Genomic DNA, 20,070 nt, shown 5'->3' on the forward strand with positions numbered 1-20,070 from the left:
CGCCAGTTCTCTGGCAAGGATAGATTTTTCAGTAATTCGCCAAATTGAATATGCACTATATCAATCCGTACCATAAGATTTCCTCCTGTAGGACAAGGAATACGTCTTGTTTTCGCTGCATCTCGATAATAGTTATATCGAAAGTTTGTATCTCTACTCGTTTCACAGCGTAGAGGTAAACCGCAATTGATACATGCAATGTATCCTGCAAATTCATAGACTCGTTTCACGTGTTCAGTGCGTGTGCTGGCTCGGCTCATTGACCTGGTAATAGCCCTGATTTTTTGCCACTCATCATATGTAAATGCGGATCGGTGAAGGCCACGAAACTTTTGATCTTTGTACTTTACTGTTCCATCGCCGCTTCCTGGCTCGTACTCTGCGTAAAATTCATTGTGTAACATTGCGGTTACGGTGTCTCCAGTAAACAACCTCTCACCAAAGCGCTTACTTCCTGTATTGAGTTTAATGGGATTCGTTTCGTTTTCGCTAGTAAAAAAAGTGATTTTTGTTGAGTCTTCCTGAAACAGATAGAATTGTCCAAAAGCATCTATTGCTTGCTTACCTTCTTTCTTCTCGGTCCATCATCTGAAGAATACGCCTGATCGTTTCATATGAGGTACTATGTATCCTTGATACGCATCTCTCGCTGTTGGTTTGAGCATATCTTGAAAACTCAGGTTCCATTCGTAGCTGTTTTCCAATATAGAATGATTGTCGGTTAGATACTTATTTCAGTTAGTGAAATATATCGATTGCGTGCATCACTTCAGACATATAGATAAAAACTCTTCAGATTGAGGTCAAAAAAACCTTGACAAAGAGCTCATCAATTCATTATTATTTCTATACTTACTTATTTCAAAGAAATAAGTAAGTATAGAAGGTTTGTGAGGAGTATATGGCAAGCACTCGGACAGGTCATAAGCGTCTTTTACGCGATCTCAATCAGAGTATTGTGTTTAACTTGCTCATGGAGCAGGGGGCTATTTCGCGTACTGATCTGTCAAAGCGTAGCGGCCTTCCGGCCGCGACCATTACGCGCATTGTTGGAGAGTTTCTCGAGGCTAACCTGATTTCAGAGAAGCTAGCCGAGGAGTCGAGCGGTGGGCGCCCACCAGTATTGCTGAGCATCAACCCGGCCGCTGGATATGTGGTAGGTATCAAACTGCGTGAAGATCGCATGACTATTGCTATCTGCGATTTAACCTGTGCGATCATTTATAGCATGGATGAGCAAATCACGGGAGAATCCGTACCGCAGCGCGTAGTGGAGGCTATGGCCGATGCTGTGAAGCGCTGTGTTCGCGTCGCTAATATTGCGATGGACAAAGTGCTCGGGATTGGCGTCGGTCTGTCGGGCTTGATCGATTCGGCGCGGGGCATTTGTCGTTACTCGGCTATTTTGAACTGGCGGGATGTCGAACTGGCTGCCGCTCTGGAGTTTAAGCTGCACCTGCCGGTGCGTATTGATAATGATGTCAATACATTGGCTGTGGCTGAACGCTATTTTGGCGAGGGGCGCGATGCGGCCAATTTTCTGTTGCTGACATTAGGGCGCGGCATTGGATTGGGGGTTGTAATTGGTGGGGAAATTTATTGTGGTTCTAATGGGGGCGCGGGAGAGTTTGGCCATATGACCATCGACAGTTCTACGGATGCACCGCTCTGTAATTGTGGCAAGCGTGGTTGTTTGGAAGCGATTGCATCCGACTATGGTATCCTGAGAGCCGCCACGGGAGCTGATCCAGGACACCACGTAGAGGATGCGATTGGCACGTTGATTGAACGCGCACAGCAAGGTGACGAAGGGATGCGAGCGATCTTTACGCGTGCAGGTGAGGCCCTTGGGATCGCGTTGGCCAATCTGACCAATCTGTTTGATCCTGAGCTTGTGCTCATCGGTGGTGAAGGCTTGCGAGCGGGAGAGCTTATTTTGGAGCCAATGCGTGTTACTCTGCCCCTCCATCGCTTTGGTACGGTGTATGAGAGCATCAAATTGGTTCCTCAGACTATAGACGACGCGAGTTGGGCCCGTGGCGCGGCCAGTTTGCTCTTGCGCGAAGTTTTCAGATCACCGATCTACGAAGGCAATGAAGCGTTGGTGATTGATGATCTATTGGTACAGGCGAATGCGGGCAACCGGCGTCGCAGAAAGTGAGGACCCATCTAGCGTTCCAGGGCTACCCCATGGCCGTTGCGACCTGGCTTCTGCGTTACCAGGCTCGCGCGATGTGTTTGTCTTATTTTATGCCCGCCAGGGCAGTTATGTTGCTGTAACATTTATCTGAATCATTGCCCCGATTCGTGGAGAATCAGACAGGAGTTCGATTATGCAGAGCCCCATTTCACGTCGACGTTTTTTGGAGCGCAGTACCCAGCTTGCCATGACGGCAGGTGCGGCTGGTAGTTTGCTTGCCGCTTGTGGTGGTAGCACGGCAGCAAGTGGTTCGACCAATACAACTATCACCTTCTGGAATGCCTATAATGTCACTGACCCTGAGAACCAAACACTGCTGAATAAGGTCATTCCGGCCTTCCATAAGAAATACCCCAATATCACCATTAAAAGTCAGAATATTCCCTACAATTCTCTCTTGCAGAAGTTGATCGCCACAGCCTCGGGTGGGGCCGGACCGGATGTGGTGCGTACGGATATCATCTGGATGCCCCAACTGGCAAAAATTGGCGCCCTGGTTCCCACGGATGATATTGTTGCCCAACGTAAGAGCGACTTCTATCCTGGTCCACTGGCTACCTGTGCTTATAAGGGCAAGTATTATGGTCTGCCGCTGGATACCAATACCAGGGTTGTTTTCTATAATAAAACCCTCTTATCCCAGGCTGGTTTCAATCAGGCCCCCACTACGACCGCCGAATTTCAAACGATGGCAGCAAAAGTGACTGCGTTGAACAAATCGTTCTATGGTTATGCTGAGGGCGGGCTGGATCCCTGGAATATCCTTCCCTGGATCTGGAGCTTTGGCGGCTCGGTTACAAATGACGATTATACGAAGGCCAGTGGATACATTAACAGCCAACAAAGTGTCGCGGCCCTGGAGTATCTGGTGAAACTCTATAATAGCCACACGCTCGCGCCTAATTTGCTGGGTGGCAGCAGCTATAGCCCGGATGATGAATTTGGCAAAGGTCACGTTGGATTTATCCTGGAAGGACCATGGGTACCTCCCACAATGAAGCAGACCTATGCCAGTCTGCAATATGACATGGTCCCAATGCCCACGGGACCAGATGGCAGCTCCTCCTCAGTTGTTGGAGGTGAGGATATCGCGGTGATGAGTTCGAGTAAAAACATTGATGCAGCTAAAACCTTTATGCAGTTCATGACATCCGAAGATGCGCAGGTGCTGATGGGCGAAGTCGGACAAATGCCAGTGCTGACGAAACTCACGGATGATTCGCGCATGCCTGCCTATTTTTCGATGTTTGCGAAACAGCTGCAAACCGCGAAGCCACGACCAGTGACGCCTAATTATACCAAAATCGAAACCATTCTCACCGATGCGTTTAATCGCGTATTCCGTGGACAGGCATCGGCTCAGGCAGCTCTGGATAGCGCAGCGCAACAGATCGATCCTCTACTCTCGTAGACAGGTAACTGGAGATCGTAGGCATGCCAGGCTCTGGCTAAAGACCTGGCATGTTCCCTTGAGATGAGAAAGGAACTCTGACGATGGCGGTATCTTTTCTGGAGGACTCGCGCGTTGCGGCACGAGTTAAGCGGCCACGTGGGCAAAGAGGACGCGAATTCCGCCGTCTCTTGCCAATCTACCTCTTTATTTTGCCTGGTATGGCTCTATTTACGTTCTGGACGCTCTATCCCTTGCTCGATGCATTTGTGATGAGTTTCTTTAATTGGGTTCCTAATCCTAATATGCCGAGCACCTTTCGGGGCGTACAGAATTACGTGCAGGCACTTACCGACCCGATCTTCTGGCAGGCTTTTCGTAATGTCCTTTCCTATACTATCGTGACGGTAGCTGGCCAGATTGTATCAGGCCTGGCGGTGGCCCTACTCCTTAATCGTAAACTGGTTGCGCGTGGCCTCTTTCGCGTTATCTATTACTTGCCAGTCGTGACGTCCTGGGTGGTTGTGTCTTTGATCTTTGCGTATCTCTTCAGTAGCGATAATGGGCCGGTAGATTGGTTCCTGGGTGATGTGCTACACCTGATTCCGCATAACCAGTCCTGGTTGGGTAATACTACTCTAGCCCTGCCAACCCTGATGATTCTGGGAATCTGGAAGGGCATTGGCTGGAACATGGTCATGTTTCTGGCTGGCCTTCAGAGTATTCCAACCGAGCTTTATGAGGCCGCCCGCGTGGATGGAGCGAATAGCTGGATCCTGTTTCGTGTCATTACGTTGCCGCTTTTGCGTCCGACGATTACTTTTATGGTTGTCATCCTCACCATGGGTGGTTTTGGATCTTTTATTCCTATGTATGTGTTGACCAGTGGTGGCCCCCTCCATTCAACCGAGACGCTATTGACCTATGCCTTTACCAATGCATTCAGTTCCTTTGATTTTGGATATGCTGCGGCCATTACCTATATCTTTGCGATGGTGGTCTTTGTACTGGCCTTGATGCAGATCCGTTTATTGCAGAGAAAAATTGAATATTAGCTGCGGTGTTTGGAAAAGGAGGAAAAGATTTATGTCAACCATAATAGAAGTGCCTCACCTTCCAAAGAGAGGCAAAGTCGATCTTTGGCGAGCAGGCGGCCGTGTTTTGGTTTATCTGCTATTGCTGGCCGGGGCGCTGGTGATGCTCTTGCCTTTCGCGTATATGGTAGGGATTTCGTTCAGCCCTAATGCATATATATTGCCATCACCCGCCGAGATCATTCCAGCTCACCCAACATTGAGCAACTATATGAGCGCATGGACTGATAACAACTTTGGCCAGGCGTTTTTCAATAGCGCGATAGTGGCGTCCAGTGCGACGCTTCTCTCTGTACTGCTTTCAGCCACACTGTCCTTTGCCTTTGCTCGTTATCAATTTCCAGGAAGAAATATATTATTTTATGGTATGCTGGCAACCATGACCGTGCCAGGCATTGTATTGATTATTCCTCAATTTGTGCTGGCCAGCCGACTGGGCCTGACCAACAATCGGCTTGGGCTGATTGTGGTTTATGGTGCGGGGATGGCGTTTGGGGTGTATATGTTGAAGGGTTTCTTCGAGGAGATTCCCCAGGAACTCTTTGATGCGGCGGCGATTGATGGCTGCGGTATTTTGCGTACATTCTGGTCTATCGCGCTTCCCCTGGCTCGTCCAGCGCTGGCCGCGGTGACTATCTTCTCTTTTGCGGCCAACTGGGAAGAGTTCACCTGGGCGACCATCTCCACGAATGATGCTTCACTCTATACCCTTCCCGTGGCTATCCAGCAGTATTACAGCGCCCACGGTACAAACTGGGGTATCATTTTTGCCGCTTCAGTATTGGCAATATTGCCGGAGATACTGGTATTTTTAGTCTTCCAGCGTCAATTTGTCAGCGGACTGCGTTCAGGGGGCATGAAAGGATAATTAATGAGCAAGTATCTATGTGAGCAGGCCATCGCCCTCGCGGATATAGGGGTCGATCGAGCGACTTATCGGCCCGGTGAGGCAGCCACGCTGCACCTCCTGGTGGATAGTCAAGAGGCGTCTCTAGTCACGACTCGGCTGCATGTCGTGCTTTCCTGGCTTGATCAAGAGATAGCTGTGTATGACCGGGTGTTGAAGATCCAATCGGGTCAGCAGCAAGTTAGCCTACTGCTTGAGTTACCGTCTGAGAGCTTTCGTGGCTATGGTATTGATGTGATACTGTGTAGTGAGGACTCTACCCCTTTGGCGCGGAAGAGTACGGCCCTGGATGTGCTGGAAAACTGGACCCAGGCTCCGCGTTATGGTTTTCTCTCCGATTTCGCACCAGAAGCGCAAGATATAGAGGCGGCCTGCACCAGTCTGGCCCGCTACCATGTGAATCTGGCGCAGTTTTATGATTGGATGTGGCGGCACTATATCTTGATGCCACCACAGGAGGAATTTCGCGATGCGCTTGAGCGGCGCGTTTCTCTGCGCGTGGTGCGCGAAAAAGTGGCCGCCTGTTGGGCACGAGGCATTGCCGCGCTGGGGTATGCCGCCGTCTATGGAGCCGAGCCCGAGTATGCATTCGAGCATCCTGCTGAGATGCTCTATGATGCGGAGGGCAAGCCGTATAACCTGGCGGGGCTATTCTATATCATGAACATTCATGCGGATAATCCCTGGCGATCTTTGATACTGACGGAGATGGCGCGAGCGGTTCGCGAAGTGCCATTTGATGGATTGCACCTCGACCAGTATGGTTTTCCCAAAGGACGGATCTTTGGTCCGGCGCCTGAGCGCGTTGCCTATGATTTATCAGCAGACTTTCCGGTTTTTATTGATGCCGCGCGCACCGCTATCCGAGCATCCCAACCCGATGCCAGGGTTATCTTTAACGCGGTTGAGAACTGGCCCATTGAGACGGTTGCTCCGACCAGCCAGGATGCTACCTATATCGAGGTCTGGCCTCCCTATACAGGCTATGTTGATTTGCAACAACTTATTCTGAATGCACAACGGCTGGCACCAGAGAAACAAGTTATCCTGGCGGCATATCTCACACCTTTGAAAAATGCTCAAGGCGCTGATGTGTTACCGGCTGAGGCTGCCACACGGCTGGCGAGTGCCGCGATCTGGGCCAGCGGAGGTTTCCATTTGCTTATGGGTGAACGGGATGGCGCTCTCTGTGATCCCTACTATCCTCTGTATGCCTCACTGCGGCCTGAGTTTGCCAGTATCATGCGTGATCTTTATGACTTTGTGGTGCGCTATGAAAATACACTCAGCGACTTGCGTCTGGTGACAATTGCACCGGATGAAGTGCTCGAGCGGATTCAAATTCAGGGTCAGGTGGTGTCCGCCAGCGGAGAAGCGGGCACTGTCTGGGCTATTCTGCGTCGGATGCCGCGGTTTTTGACGCTCAGTTTGATTAATCTCTCTGGCGTGCTAGATGCAGATTGGAATGCACCGAAGCCGGCTGCGGAAACCCTGCGGGCTTTGCCAGTCGAGGTGCGTGTTAGCGAAGAGGTCACTGGTGTTTACATGGCTAGCCCTGAATACGAAGGGGGCCGACCCTGTTCTCTCTCCTATCGCTTATTACAGCGGGATGGTGAAACCTGGCTCCAGACCACTCTGCCCGTTCTGGAATATTGGAGCATGCTAACGATCAAAACCGCGGGAATGACTGATCCTGCTTAAAAAGGGAAGCACATGTCTATGACACTCATTACTCAGAGTATTGCGATCATTAAAGCTGGTCAAGGAGCAAATGGCGCGTACGTCGCCTGCCCTGCTTACGCGACATATAACTACTGCTGGTTTCGTGACGGAACCTTTATTGCTGTTGCCATGGATCGCTGGCAGGAGCATGAGAGCGCGCGGCGGTTCTATGATTGGGCGACATCCATGGTCGTCACGCGTGCCGAGGCTATTGAACGCTGCATGGAGCAGGTCGCGCAGGGACGTGAACTGCATCCAGCTGATCTTCTGCACACGCGCTACACACTGGATGGTCAGCAAGGCAACGAAGATTGGCCCAACTTCCAGCTTGATGGTTTTGGAACGTTGCTGTGGGGGCTCCGGCGGCATATGCAGTTGACTGCTATGTCAACCATGCCGTTGGTGTGGGCCAGGGCCGCGGATTTACTGGTGCGCTACCTGGCCGCATTGTGGCGGCGGCCTAATTATGATTGCTGGGAAGAGTTTCCCGATCAGATCGCTGTTTCTACGCTTTCCGCGCTCTATGCGGGTCTGCATGCAATCGCGACGGCCTTTGTGGTCGATGGACGCGATGCTACTCTCGCGCTGGATACCGCTCAACAGATCAAGGCGTTTGCGCTTACATCGGGGGTGTGTGATGGACATCTCATCAAACAGATTAATGGTGATGACGTAGTAGACGCCAGCCTGCTCTGGGCGTGTGTACCATTTCAGGAACATGGACTCCTTCAGTGTTCTGACCCGGTGATGCAGGCAACGGTCGCGCGCATCGAGCATGACCTGGTTGGCAAACATGGCGGTGTCCATCGTTATGCTAAAGACACCTTTTATGGTGGTGGAGAATGGGTCCTGCTAACCGCGCTACTTGGGGAATATTATGCTGCTGTTGGCGATTTTGCCGGAGCACAACGCTGTCTGATCTTTGCCGAAGCGGCGACCAATGCACAGAGTCAGTTGCCTGAGCAGGTGAGCAGTGCTCCTTTGCATCCCGAATACGTCGAACAATGGCTCGCCTTATGGGGACCTGTAGCGTGCCCCTTGCTCTGGTCACATGCTGCCTACCTCAGCCTGAGCGCGCAAATGCGTGCGTTGGAGCTATAGCATCCACGCGCACTAACGTTATTAAGGGAATAGCAAGTCGGACAATGTTGGATGTTCATGATAATAATGGGTATCCAATGTTATTATTGCCGGCTTCTTTTTGTACACTCAAAAACACGCCACATGGTTCCCTCACCCCTTCTCCGGCTCTCCACGTTCAGTTTATTGAGTCATTCAAATCGGGACAAGTACACATTTTTATCTTCGCCCGCTACCAGTTAACGGCACGGTGCACATAGCGTGGCGTGGGAATATCTACGCGCCACCCAACCTCTTCGTTTACACTCTATTGACCCGGTAATTCTACCGGGTTACCTGTATGGCTTCTCCCAATGTGAACACGCGCAAAACCCGTAATCAGCACACGTAATTTTACTGGTGTGTTACGGCGCTAGCGCGTGTAGACTCTCAATAGAACATTTCTCAACGCCGTGAAAGGAAAAATATGACCATGCAAAAAGCCAGGCGCTCTATTTTCCGGAATCAGGCTCTGGAGCACTACATTCGTAGCAAAGAGCAGACCATCCTGCCACGCATAGTCAAACCACGGGTCTTTCTTTTCCTCTGGATGTTGCTTGGTTTGTGTTGCATCTCTACGCTTATTGCCTGGTTCGACCAGATACCAGTATACATAACAGGAACGGGGATTGTGCTTCAACCTACAGGCGTGAATGACCAGCAGCCGCTTCATGAGACGGGCGCGCTCATATTCTTACCTGTTGATCCCTCTCACCCCCTGCATGTGCATATTGGCTCACCAGTGCGCATAGAAATTGGTTCACCAGCACGGTACGTAATGACAACCATTGAGACAGTAGATGCGAACGTGCTCAATCCGGGCGATGCACGTAAACGCTACAAGCTTGAGGATTGGGGCGCACTCAGACTAGCGGGGCCCTCTATCGCCATCTCGGTCAAGCTGGCTTCCACCTTCCAGATCTACGGAGGGAGTAATGTCAAGGCAGTGGTTCAAATTGGCTCAAGGTCTGTGCTCTCGCTGCTGACAGAGCCTGGAACGTCGATTGGAGAGTAACGCATGAACAAGGTCAATTCTGGCACAGCAATACTAGCAGCGAAACCACCTGCACAGCGCAAATCTCTGAAGATCTGGCGCGCGAAACGCGTGCCGCTACTCAATCAGATGAGCATGGTTGAGTGTGGCGCCGCCTGCCTGGCCATGATTCTCTCATACTACGGACATAAAACCAGCATTTCTGAGGTGCGCGAGCGTTGTGGCACAGGTCGCGATGGCCTTTCAGCCTTTGCGATTGTGACAGTCGCGCGTTCCTATGGCCTGCGTGCGCGAGCAGTGTCGGTGGAGGAGAAGGATTTTCGTTTCGTCGCGTTACCCGCCATTATCCATTGGAACTTTAATCACTTCCTGGTTGTTGAACGCTGGTCACCAGGATTTATACATGTGGTCGATCCAGGCTTCGGTCGCATGCGTATCCGCTCAGAGGAGTTCTACAACAGCTTTACTGGTATCGTCATTATGCTTGAGCCAGGAGCGAATTTTGTACGCCACAACGCCAGGACCGATATAACGCTGCGCTCGTATGCAGCGAACTATGTGAAGCATGCGCCGATGGCTTTTCTGCAAATTATTGCCGCCTCGCTACTGCTCCAGGGCTTTGGACTTGCCGTCCCCATCGGGACGAAGATCGTTGTTGATCAAATTATCCCTTATGGATTACATGATATGCTCATGATCCTGGGAGTAGGTATCCTGATATTGCTGCTTGCCCGATTCATCGTGGCACTGCTGCGTGGCTCCGTCCTCCTCTACTTACAGACACGCATTGACATGCGCATGATGCTCAACTTCTTTGAACATCTACTGTTGTTGCCGTTGCGTTTCTTCCAGCAGCGCTCAAGCGGCGATATCCTTGCTCGCATGAATAGCAACCTGGTCATTCGTGATACCATCAGCAATCAACTCATCTCAACCGTGTTGGATGGCAGTTTCGTCCTGGTTTACTTTTTCATCTTACTGTCCCTATCATGGATGTTTGGCCTCCTGGTTCTGTTCATCGGTCTCCTCCAGGTCGCTCTCCTGATCGGCACGACGCGCCTCATGCATGAACTTTCCTGCCGCCAATTACATGCGCAGGGCAAAGCCCAGGGATACATGGCAGAAGCGCTGGTTGGCATGACAACGTTGAAGGCGATGGGTGCAGAACAGCGCACCCTTGAACGCTGGTCCAACCTGCTTTGCGCGCAAATGAATATTTCGGTGCGCCTGAATTACCTTTCCACATTGATGAATGCTATCCAGACGACGCTTCAGGCGTTTGCACCTCTGGTCCTGCTCTGGTTTGGGACGTGGGAAGTCACCAATGGCATGCTCCAGATAGGGACGATGCTGGCCTTGAATGCTCTGGCCGCCGCGTTTCTGACACCTCTTGCTACGCTGATCGGTAGTGGCCAGAGCCTGCAATTGATCCATTCACACCTGGAGCGCATCGCCGATGTGATGAATGCGGAGCCTGAGCAAGAGAGCAGCGCGGTTCAACTGCCACCCAGATTAACGGGAAACATTCGCCTGGAGCATGTCTGTTTTCGCTATGCTCCCACTGCTCAGGATGTCTTGCGGGATATCAACGTGAGTATCCATGCCGGACAAAAGGTAGCGATTGTAGGCCGTACAGGTTCAGGCAAAAGCACCCTGGGCAGCCTGCTTCTGGGTTTATATCCTCCTACTGAAGGTGAAGTGTTCTATGACGATCTTCCTCTACGCACGCTCAACTATGAAGCCGTGCGCTCGCAATTCGGCGTTGTCATACAGAACGCGAGCATCTTCAGTGGTTCTATTCGCGACAACATAGCGTTTGGTCAAACGGATATAGGGATGGACCTTATTATCAAGGCCGCGCGTATGGCCGCTATTCACGATGAGATTATGCAGATGCCGATGGCGTACGAAACGTACGTCTCTGAAAGCGGCAATGCGCTCTCGGGAGGACAACGCCAACGCCTGGCCCTGGCACGTGCTCTGGTCCACTCGCCATCTCTGCTGCTGCTCGATGAAGCAACCAGCTCATTAGATGTGATGACTGAACAGATCATCGAGCAGAATCTACGCAGCCTGACCTGTACCCAGATCATCATAGCTCATCGCTTGAGCACCATTCGCAACGCTCACATGATCCTGGTATTGGATCAAGGCATTATCACCGAATGCGGTTCACACGAGGAATTAGTCGCGCGAAACGGTTACTATGCGCGACTGATCCAAAGTCAGCTCGAAAATGGAGAATTGCTCAACGAGTGAACACATAACATTGGGCGTTCCGGTTTGAGCGTGATACGTAAACATTTCTCGCAGTGGAAAGACCGTAAAATGCGCTTGCGTATCTTATACGGTCAAAAAGAGAAAATACGCGATGCGCGCTCTCCCGTAGCCATAGATAAAACCATTAAATAGCGGTGGCACAGAGGAAATGTGAACACCAACAAGGAGGAACACTACCATGAGTATTGAAGAGATCGTGAAGGCCTGGAAAGCTGAGGAAAGTGCATTGGATAACACCGTTCCCGCCAATCCCATCGGCGAGGAGCTGAGCGACGAGGCCTTGCAGGAAGTCACGGGCGGCATGTATTGCACATTGTGGTCCTGTGATATTCAGGTCACCTGTGATTTTGTGGACACCTCCGATATCGGCACCTACTAGCGGAAATGCCATGCGCCGTTGCGCTCCAGCGGCGTATGGTCCACACCACAGTCAAACTGTTAAGTATACCAAAGAAGAAAAGAGAGGATATTACCATGAGTATTGAAGAGATCGTGAAGGCCTGGAAGGCCGAGGAAAGTGCATTGGATAACACCGTTCCCGCCAATCCCATCGGCGAGGAGCTGAGCGACGAGGCCTTGCAGGAAGTCACGGGCGGCATGTATTGCACATTGTGGTCCTGTGATATTCAGGTTACCTGTGATTTTGCGGACACCTCCGATATCGGCACCTACTAGAGAAAGGAAATGCCATGCGCCGTTGCGTTCCAGCGGCGTATGGCTCACTGTCAAGCTATCAAGTATGCCAAAGAAGACAAGAGAGGGATACCACCATGAGCATCGAAGAGATCGTGAAAGCCTGGAAAGCCGACGAAAGTGCATTGGATAGCGCGCTTCCCGCCAACCCCATCGGCGAGGAGCTGAGCGACGAAGACTTGCAGGACGTCACGGGTGGCATATATTGCAGCATAGGGTGGTCCTGTGATTGGCAGGACACCTGTGACGTCGAGATCACCTACCCCTACTAGAGAATGGAAATGCCATGCGCCGTTGTTCTCCAGCGGCGTATAACTCACTGCCAGGTTATTAAGTACGCCAAAGAAGAAAAGAGAGGGTTACTATCATGAGCATCGAAGAAATCGTGAAGGCCTGGAAAGCTGACGACAGCCTGGCCGCTAGCACCGTTCCCGCCAATCCTATTGGTGAGGAGCTGTCTGACGAGGCTCTTCTGGGCGTTGCCGGTGGCATGGCTTGTGACGGAGGAAGCAGCTGTGATACCTGTTTTGCCACGGCCACCTGCAGCTACGACTACACTATAGCCTGATTAGCCAGCAAGGAAAGACTTTCTTATGAGTATCGAAGAGATTATTAACAGCTGGAAGGCCAGTGAAAGTGCATTGGCCAGCAATATTCCCTCCAACCCTGTTGGCGAGGAACTGACCGACGACGTACTCCTGGATGTTTCTGGTCGCATGGAGACAACCTGCGAGCCCAGCACTTGTGATCTGCAGATCTCCTGCGAAATGGTTAGTTACAGCACCTTTTAGTCAACAAGCAAGGACGTGACTATGAATATCGAAGAGGTTGTGAGGGCCTGGAAAGCTGACGAGAATGCAGCAGCGATAACGACCTATGACAATCCTGCCGGCAATGAGCTCTCCGAGCAGCAACTTTTGGAAGTCGTAGGAGGACTTGCGTGCGAGGTTCTTTCGTGCGGAGGTGCCGTATCGTGCCTCCTCATTGAGAGTGCAAGTTACACGTCAACGACTTATTAACTACAGCGGATGGTTGCGCGAGAGCTTTCTGGCTTTGCCAGTGAGCTCTCCACCCTCTTTTTCCATTGTTGAAGCTCTTTGCATGCGCCGGTCTCCACAGAGCAAAAGATGACGAGATGAAGAAAGGATGATGCCTGTTATGCCTCTCCCTCAATCAGGGGTACATGTACCCAGGCCAGATCGATTACCAGGCATTCCTCCGCGAGCAACATGGGAAGCAACACTGCGCGAGTATCTCCTCTCTGTTGCGGCCCTTGCGGCTGAAGCGGATACACCAGATAAAAAACAGTGGGATTTCATCGATCCCGCCATTCCCTACCCTTTTGAGGAGATCCTTGCTCCATTTGTCGCCGTAGCCTGGCAACAGTATGTAGAGCGTGCCGGACCCGCATATGCTCGCCTCACCATACAGGCTCATACGACATTGCAACGTCATCTGCTCCAGGTGCTCACCTCTTTCTCTGTGCAGGTTTTGCATAGCGAGTTTACGCGTGTATGCACGCAAGAGCACCACTTTGCAGGTGAACAGCCAGTAGATGAAAGCGTCCTTTACCTGTGTTTCATCAAACACCTGTATCATGGGGGATTGACAGCGTGTTTCCGCAGCTATCCCGTCCTGGCTCGTCTGCTGGCAACGACCTGTGATCTCTGGGCCGATGCCAATGTTGATTTTCTCCGGCGCCTGGAAAATGATTGGGGGGACCTCCAACAAACATTTGGAGCCGATCGTGTGGCAGGGCCAGTAACGATGATACAGCCCGCTCTCTCTGAGCCACATAATGGACGACGTACAGTCATGGCTTTGACCTTTGCTTCGGGTTACCAACTGGTGTATAAACCCACAAATATCGGATTGGAAGAAAGCTTCAATCGTTTGCTGCTATGGTGCAATGAGAGCGGTATCACTCCTTCCTTCAAAGTCCTGACCAGCATCAATCGCGATCAGTATGGATGGGTCGAGTTTGTGGAATATAAGCCCTGCCAGGATCAACAGGAGCTACAGCGGTACTATCAGCGCGTGGGTATGCTGCTTTGCCTCGTGTATCTGCTTGGTGGAGTGAATTGTACTCATGAGCACATCATTGCCTGTGGCGAGCATCCGGTCCTGGTGGATACAGGTATGCTGATGCACGCCTATGCATGCCCTGATCACCAGAATACGCAGGTGCGGGAGAGATGTTCTGATTGGGAAGAGCAGGACTATTCTGTACTGCATACTGGTTTTCTCACCAACTGGCAATCGTTTCCAACGGCGGCGCAGGTCTCTGATGTCAGTACGCTGGGAACAGGTAGTAAACATGCGTTACTTGAGCAAAAAAATAAACAGGTAAGCTCACAAGAGCACCATATTGCTTTGAAATACGGCTGTTTGAAACCACGGGAACATTTGAATGTTCCGCTATTACCCACGGGTGAATCTGCTAACTGGGAAGAGCATAGGAAGGATATCAGCGCAGGTTTTCATCGCTGTTATCTTCTGCTCCTGGCAGAACAAAGCGCACTGTCGAGTCCTGATGGCCCGTTTCAACAATTCAAACGACAATCCGTGCGGTTTATCTATCGACAGGCTCAGGCCTATAATGCTCTTCTGCCAAAGCTCCTTGCGCCAGAGAGCCTATGTAGTGACATTAATCATCGCGCTGTACTGGTGAATCTCAATCGGGACGTCCTCCCCGTTGAATATCACCTCTGGGAAAAAAAGAGCAATTCGGTCTGGCGGGCAGTATGCGCAAGCGAACAGCAGGCTCTATTACAAGGTGATATCCCTTTCTTCAGCACATACCCGGATAGTACTGCCCTTACTGCCATTGATGGTCAGGAAATAGCCCATTGTTTCCACCAGCTAGCCTTTAACCTGATGCAAGCACGACTGAAGGCGTTGAGCTATTCTGACATGCAGAAGCAAAGTGGCTATATTGCAGGGGCTTTACATGCGGTAAGCTGTCTGAGAAGCGATGATAGAACGCAGGTGAAGGCGCACGCCGCTAGCGCAGAGCTGACGGAACACGAACTGGTGATAGAAGCTTTACGTATCGCTGACGAGCTTGCCCGGCAGGCGATAGATCTACAGGATGGAAGTGTGACCTGGCTCACAACAATGTTTCTGCAACGTAGCCAACGATACCAGCTCCAACCCATGAAGTACAGCCTTTTTGATGGCACATCCGGGGTTGCGCTCTTCCTGGCGGCAGCCGCGCGCATCTCTAACCGAGCCAGCTATCGTGACCTGGCGTTAGCAGCGGTGCAGCCGATATGCCAGCGTATACACTCTCATGGAGATATGCTCTTGAGAGAAATAGGTATTGGTGGCGCTGTAGGGCTAGGTTCTATTGTGTATGCGTTTACCCGTATAAGCCAGTTTATCAATGAGCCTCAACTTCTCGTTGATGCGAGGATGGCCGCTGGACTGATGAAGGCTGAGCATATCGTCAATGATCAGGTTTTAGATATCATCGCGGGCGCGGCAGGTACAATTCCAGGTTTGCTTGCTCTCTATGATGCCTCAGGTGATCAAGAAATTCTTGAACTGGCTTGCCTCTGCGCTCAACACTTGATGAAAGCGCGAACTATGAGCTCCGCTGGCTGCCTGGCATGGCCGACCCTTGGCGGAAAGCACTGTACTGGCTTCGCCCATGGCATAGCCGGTATCGCCTATGCATTAACACGTTTGTATGCTATCACGCATGATGCTGATCTGTTAAGCGCCGCGCGCGAAGCTCTCATATATGAAGATTGTGCATTTATCGCTGAGGTCGGCAATTGGCCTGACGTGCTCGGTGCCAGTAAATCAATGGTCATGACCGCCTGGTGCCACGGCGCGCCTGGTATTGGGTTAGCCCGCCTGGGTGGTCTGCCAGTTCTAGATACAACTCGCATTCGCGCTGACATCGAGGTCGCATTACGGACGACACAAAGTTTCCCTCAGGGTTTGTTAGATTTCCTCTGCTGTGGCAATCTTGGACGTGCGGAGTTTTTGTTTACCGCGGGCCATCTACTTACCCGACCAGAACTTATCCAGGATGCGCTGGGCAATACCAGGAGCCTGATTGCCCGAGCACGGCTGCGAGGCTCATTTCACCTGAATGGTGCTTTACCTGGTCTGTCTATTCCAAAATTCTTTCACGGTACAGCAGGCATTGGTTATACATTCCTGCGCATGGCATATCCCCATATGTTTCCTTCAGTGCTGTTATGGCAATAATAGAGCGGCAATATCCTCGCCAGGGAATTCAAGGATAAGATAAGAATGGAAGGATAGAAATGAAAAAAATCCTCACAACCACTACTCACACTGCACCGTTATTATGGCAGACTCCCCATTGGTATCATGCTACCACCCTGGAGGAGCGTATCGCATCATTATCAGCCGCGAATACTAACTTTGCCAGTGAGCAAAATGACAAGGAGCAGGCACACAAGAAATTGCAGCGTTGGAAAGAACAACTGCCTTTCAATAACGGTTCTTCCTTCGCCGATCGCCTTGCTATGGATGGTATCACTGAAGAGGATCTCCTCGTGCTGCTCGGTGAGCCTATTGAGGCACTCTATGCGCGTCTTGCTCAAGCTCCTGCGCCCGATTGGCTCACCAGGCTCGCCGACAACCTGGAAACAGACGACTCTCTTGCCACTATTGCTCGTCTGTTTAAGGAAGCGGAGGATACTCCCGGGGCCTACGCGCTCTTACAACCTTTTTATCCACTCATGCAAAAGGGCGTGGACCAACTTCAGGCACAGATAGCGGTTCTCTCTGAGCGGTATGATCGGCTTCCATTCCGTCCGGATACCATCCTCGCCTTGCTTCTTCCAAACCTCGCTCGACAGATCATGCCGAAAATAAGCAGAACGTTTGTGCTCGAATTGAATATCGCTCGCTTGCGCGGACAATTGCAAGGAGACACACCGCGGGAACGCTTTCGCTGTTACTTACAACAACTGGGTCAACACGAAAACCTGCGGGCCTTTCTGGAAGAATATTGCATTCTGGCACGCCAACTGATGGTAACCATTGATGCATGGGTCGACTGTAGCCTGGAATTCTTGCGCCATCTCTGTAAAGACTGGGAGGAGATCTTAGCTGTGTTCTCGCCTGAACAGGCTCCCGGTATACTTATCAAAGTTGCGGGTGGAGCAGGTGATACGCACCGCAATGGGCACAGTGTAATGATTTTGAAATTTCAGTCGGGCTGGCAACTGGTCTATAAGCCGAGATCGCTAGGCATCGACGCACATTTTCAGGAACTGCTTACCTGGCTCAATACGCGCGGCAATCACCCTGCATTTCGTACATTGAAGGTCGTCAACAAAGTAAGCTATGGCTGGATGGAATATGTGCCGGACACTGAATGTACGTCCGAAGACGAGATCAGGCGTTTTTACGAGCGCCAGGGCGGTTACCTCGCTTTGTTGTATGCGCTGGATGCGATTGATTTCCATGCTGAGAATGTCATTGCTGCCGGTGAGCATCCACTCTTGATAGATCTGGAGGCGCTCTTTCATCCACGCATAAAAATAGAAGGTGCATATGACATTGAACGTCCGGCGGCAAATGCTCTGGCTCATTCCGTGACACGGATAGCCTTGCTTCCACAGCGCATCTGGTCGAATGATGAAGCGGAGGGCATTGATATGAGCGGACTGGGCAGGACTGAAGGGCAGTTGACCCCTCACCCTATAGCGCAGTGGGAAGATGTGGGCACCGATGAGATGAAGCTCATCCGCGAGCGCGTGAAGATGAGCGGCAACAAAAATTGCCCGAAATTCCATGGACAGAATGTGCTGGCACTCGATTTTATTGATAGCCTGATCACGGGTTTCACTTCAATGTATCAGCTCTTGATGAAGCATCGAGATGCATTTATCGCAGATGTGCTTCCGCGCTTTGCCCATGACGAGGTTCGTTTTATTGCACGTGCGACACGAACCTATGCGTTACTTCTCACTGAAAGCTCCCATCCGAATGTTCTGCGGGATGCTCTGAAGCAGGAGCGCTTCTTTGATCGTTTGTGGATAGCCGCCGAGGACCAACCCCATCTTCAAAGGCTCATCCCGGCGGAACGAGCGGATATGCAGCGAGGTGACGTTCCCATCTTTACTACGCATCCTGATAGTCGTGATCTCTTTACCAGCCAGGGTAAGCGTATCCCGGGCTTCTTTGCCGCGACGAGTATGGAATCCGTCAAACAACACATCCAGCAGCTGAACGAGAAGGATCTGTATCGCCAGGTCTGGATGATCCGAGCCGCTTTTACCAGTATACCGGAGAGCGAACAGTACGCAGACAGATGGCGAGATGCGGTGTACACCTCACAGGTGAATTGTTTAGCTACCTGTCACGAGCGCCTCTTAGCGGCAGCGTGCGCCATCGGCAATCGTCTGGATCGCAGTGCCTTACGCACTGGGCAACTGGTGGATTGGTATGGGGTAACACATGTAAAAGAGCATGCGTGGAGCATTGCCCCGGCTGGCATGGACCTGTACAGCGGTCTCCCTGGTATTATATTGTTCCTGAGTTACCTGAGTACCACGACAGGGGACGCCCATTATCGTGATGTCGCGCGACAGGCGCTCAAGACACTGCGTCTCCAGGTAGCACAGGTTCAAAAACGCCCTGCGCTTGCCAGTATCGGTGCCTTCACTGGAATAGGGTCATGCATTTACCTCTTCTCACACCTGGCACGGCTCTGGCGTGAACCGGTTTTGTTACAAGAAGCTGAAGCACTTGTTCAACTCTTTCCCTCCAAAATCGAGCAGGATACTCAGTTCAATATTGTGGATGGTGCGGCGGGATGCCTTGCGAACCTGCTCGTACTCAATGCTGTTGCTCCATCGCCTGCAACGCTTGCCACCGCTATTAAATGTGGTGATCACCTGCTTGCACATGCATACCCTATCAGTGAGGGCTTGACCTGGAAAACGTCGAAACAAGAGCCGCTTACAGGATTTTCACATGGCACAATCGGCATTGCCTGGAGCCTCTTCAAGTTAGCCGCTGCCAGCGGAGAGGAACGGTTTCGCCAGGCAGCGTCGCTAGCCCTTGCCTATGAGCGAAGTTTGTTTTCGTCGGCGCGACAAAGCAGGCAGTTGCGTAATTCATCAGGTGCTTTACAGCAAGATCATAATATGAAGAATGAAGAGGAACTTCAGCAGGCATACGGTATGGCATGGAGTCGGGGAATGCCGGGTATCGCTCTTGGTCTTCTTGACTGCCTTCAATACGTCGATGATGCATCTATGCATTGTGAGGTAGAGATGGCGCTGAACACCATCATTGCATATGGCGCCGGTTATCATCACAAGCCGATTGGTCCAAATCACTCGCTGTATCATGGTGACGCTGGCAATCTGGAAGCCCTGTTAGTGGCAAGCCAGACGCTCGCCCATTTAGAGTACCATCAGCATGTGGAGCATATTGCCTCACGATTTCTTGAGCACATCGAACGTTCCGGAGGCATCATGGGCGTGCCATTGAACGTTGAGACGCCTGGGCTCATGCTTGGTCTGTCGGGCATTGGATATGAGTTGCTTCGCTTAGCCAGGCCGGACGCCGTACCATCAATACTTCTCCTGGTACCTCCCATCAATTTTGATGAGATGCAAATGAGCAAACAATAAAACCACCACTGCACCCTTCAGTGGCTCCTGGTTCCTGGCA

15 protein-coding genes are annotated in these 20,070 nt (G+C 51.4%); all 15 read left to right on the plus strand.

Translation table 11 applies throughout. The annotated features are described in order from the left end of the window. The first annotated feature begins 901 nt into the window (after positions 1-901). Complete coding sequence (locus KTT_RS16075; RefSeq protein WP_126596955.1) at positions 902-2,161, plus strand: ROK family protein; 1,260 nt, start codon at positions 902-904, stop codon at positions 2,159-2,161. A 172-nt stretch (positions 2,162-2,333) separates the two neighbouring features. Then, on the plus strand, positions 2,334-3,611 hold the full coding sequence (locus KTT_RS16080) for an extracellular solute-binding protein (RefSeq protein WP_126596956.1): 1,278 nt from the start codon (positions 2,334-2,336) through the stop codon (positions 3,609-3,611). An 83-nt stretch (positions 3,612-3,694) separates the two neighbouring features. Further along, positions 3,695-4,645: a carbohydrate ABC transporter permease gene (locus tag KTT_RS16085; protein WP_126596957.1), complete on the plus strand. Its 951-nt coding sequence runs from the start codon at positions 3,695-3,697 to the stop codon at positions 4,643-4,645. Between the two features lie 31 nt (positions 4,646-4,676). Further along, positions 4,677-5,552, plus strand: a complete 876-nt coding sequence (locus tag KTT_RS16090) for a carbohydrate ABC transporter permease (RefSeq protein ID WP_126596958.1) — start codon at positions 4,677-4,679, stop codon at positions 5,550-5,552. A 3-nt stretch (positions 5,553-5,555) separates the two neighbouring features. Then, entirely contained in the window at positions 5,556-7,292 is a 1,737-nt protein-coding gene (locus KTT_RS16095) for a glycoside hydrolase family 66 protein (protein ID WP_126596959.1), read from the plus strand. A gap of 18 nt (positions 7,293-7,310) precedes the next feature. Beyond that, complete coding sequence (locus KTT_RS16100) at positions 7,311-8,414, plus strand: glycoside hydrolase family 15 protein (RefSeq protein ID WP_160145909.1); 1,104 nt, start codon at positions 7,311-7,313, stop codon at positions 8,412-8,414. 445 nt (positions 8,415-8,859) lie between these two features. Further along, a complete protein-coding gene (locus tag KTT_RS16105; RefSeq protein ID WP_126596961.1) occupies positions 8,860-9,447 on the plus strand; it encodes a hypothetical protein in 588 nt (195 codons plus the stop codon). A 3-nt stretch (positions 9,448-9,450) separates the two neighbouring features. Continuing rightward, a complete protein-coding gene (locus tag KTT_RS16110) occupies positions 9,451-11,685 on the plus strand; it encodes a peptidase domain-containing ABC transporter (protein WP_126596962.1) in 2,235 nt (744 codons plus the stop codon). A gap of 199 nt (positions 11,686-11,884) precedes the next feature. Further along, positions 11,885-12,085: a mersacidin/lichenicidin family type 2 lantibiotic gene (locus tag KTT_RS16115; protein WP_126596963.1), complete on the plus strand. Its 201-nt coding sequence runs from the start codon at positions 11,885-11,887 to the stop codon at positions 12,083-12,085. Positions 12,086-12,180: 95 nt separating this feature from the next. Continuing rightward, positions 12,181-12,381, plus strand: a complete 201-nt coding sequence (locus KTT_RS16120; protein WP_126596964.1) for a mersacidin/lichenicidin family type 2 lantibiotic — start codon at positions 12,181-12,183, stop codon at positions 12,379-12,381. Between the two features lie 95 nt (positions 12,382-12,476). Continuing rightward, positions 12,477-12,671, plus strand: a complete 195-nt coding sequence (locus KTT_RS16125; protein WP_160145910.1) for a mersacidin/lichenicidin family type 2 lantibiotic — start codon at positions 12,477-12,479, stop codon at positions 12,669-12,671. Positions 12,672-12,766: 95 nt separating this feature from the next. Further along, positions 12,767-12,967 carry a hypothetical protein gene (locus KTT_RS16130; protein WP_126596966.1) on the plus strand — a complete coding sequence of 67 codons (201 nt, stop codon included), beginning with the start codon at positions 12,767-12,769 and terminating at the stop codon, positions 12,965-12,967. A gap of 25 nt (positions 12,968-12,992) precedes the next feature. Further along, positions 12,993-13,190, plus strand: a complete 198-nt coding sequence (locus tag KTT_RS16135) for a hypothetical protein (protein WP_126596967.1) — start codon at positions 12,993-12,995, stop codon at positions 13,188-13,190. A gap of 367 nt (positions 13,191-13,557) precedes the next feature. Then, a complete protein-coding gene (locus KTT_RS16140) occupies positions 13,558-16,620 on the plus strand; it encodes a type 2 lanthipeptide synthetase LanM family protein (RefSeq protein WP_160145911.1) in 3,063 nt (1,020 codons plus the stop codon). A 59-nt stretch (positions 16,621-16,679) separates the two neighbouring features. After that, complete coding sequence (locus KTT_RS16145; RefSeq protein ID WP_126596969.1) at positions 16,680-20,030, plus strand: type 2 lanthipeptide synthetase LanM family protein; 3,351 nt, start codon at positions 16,680-16,682, stop codon at positions 20,028-20,030. Positions 20,031-20,070: the final 40 nt, after the last annotated feature.

It is taken from the genome of Dictyobacter aurantiacus (assembly GCF_003967515.1).
Classification (GTDB): Bacteria; Chloroflexota; Ktedonobacteria; order Ktedonobacterales; family Ktedonobacteraceae; genus Dictyobacter; species Dictyobacter aurantiacus.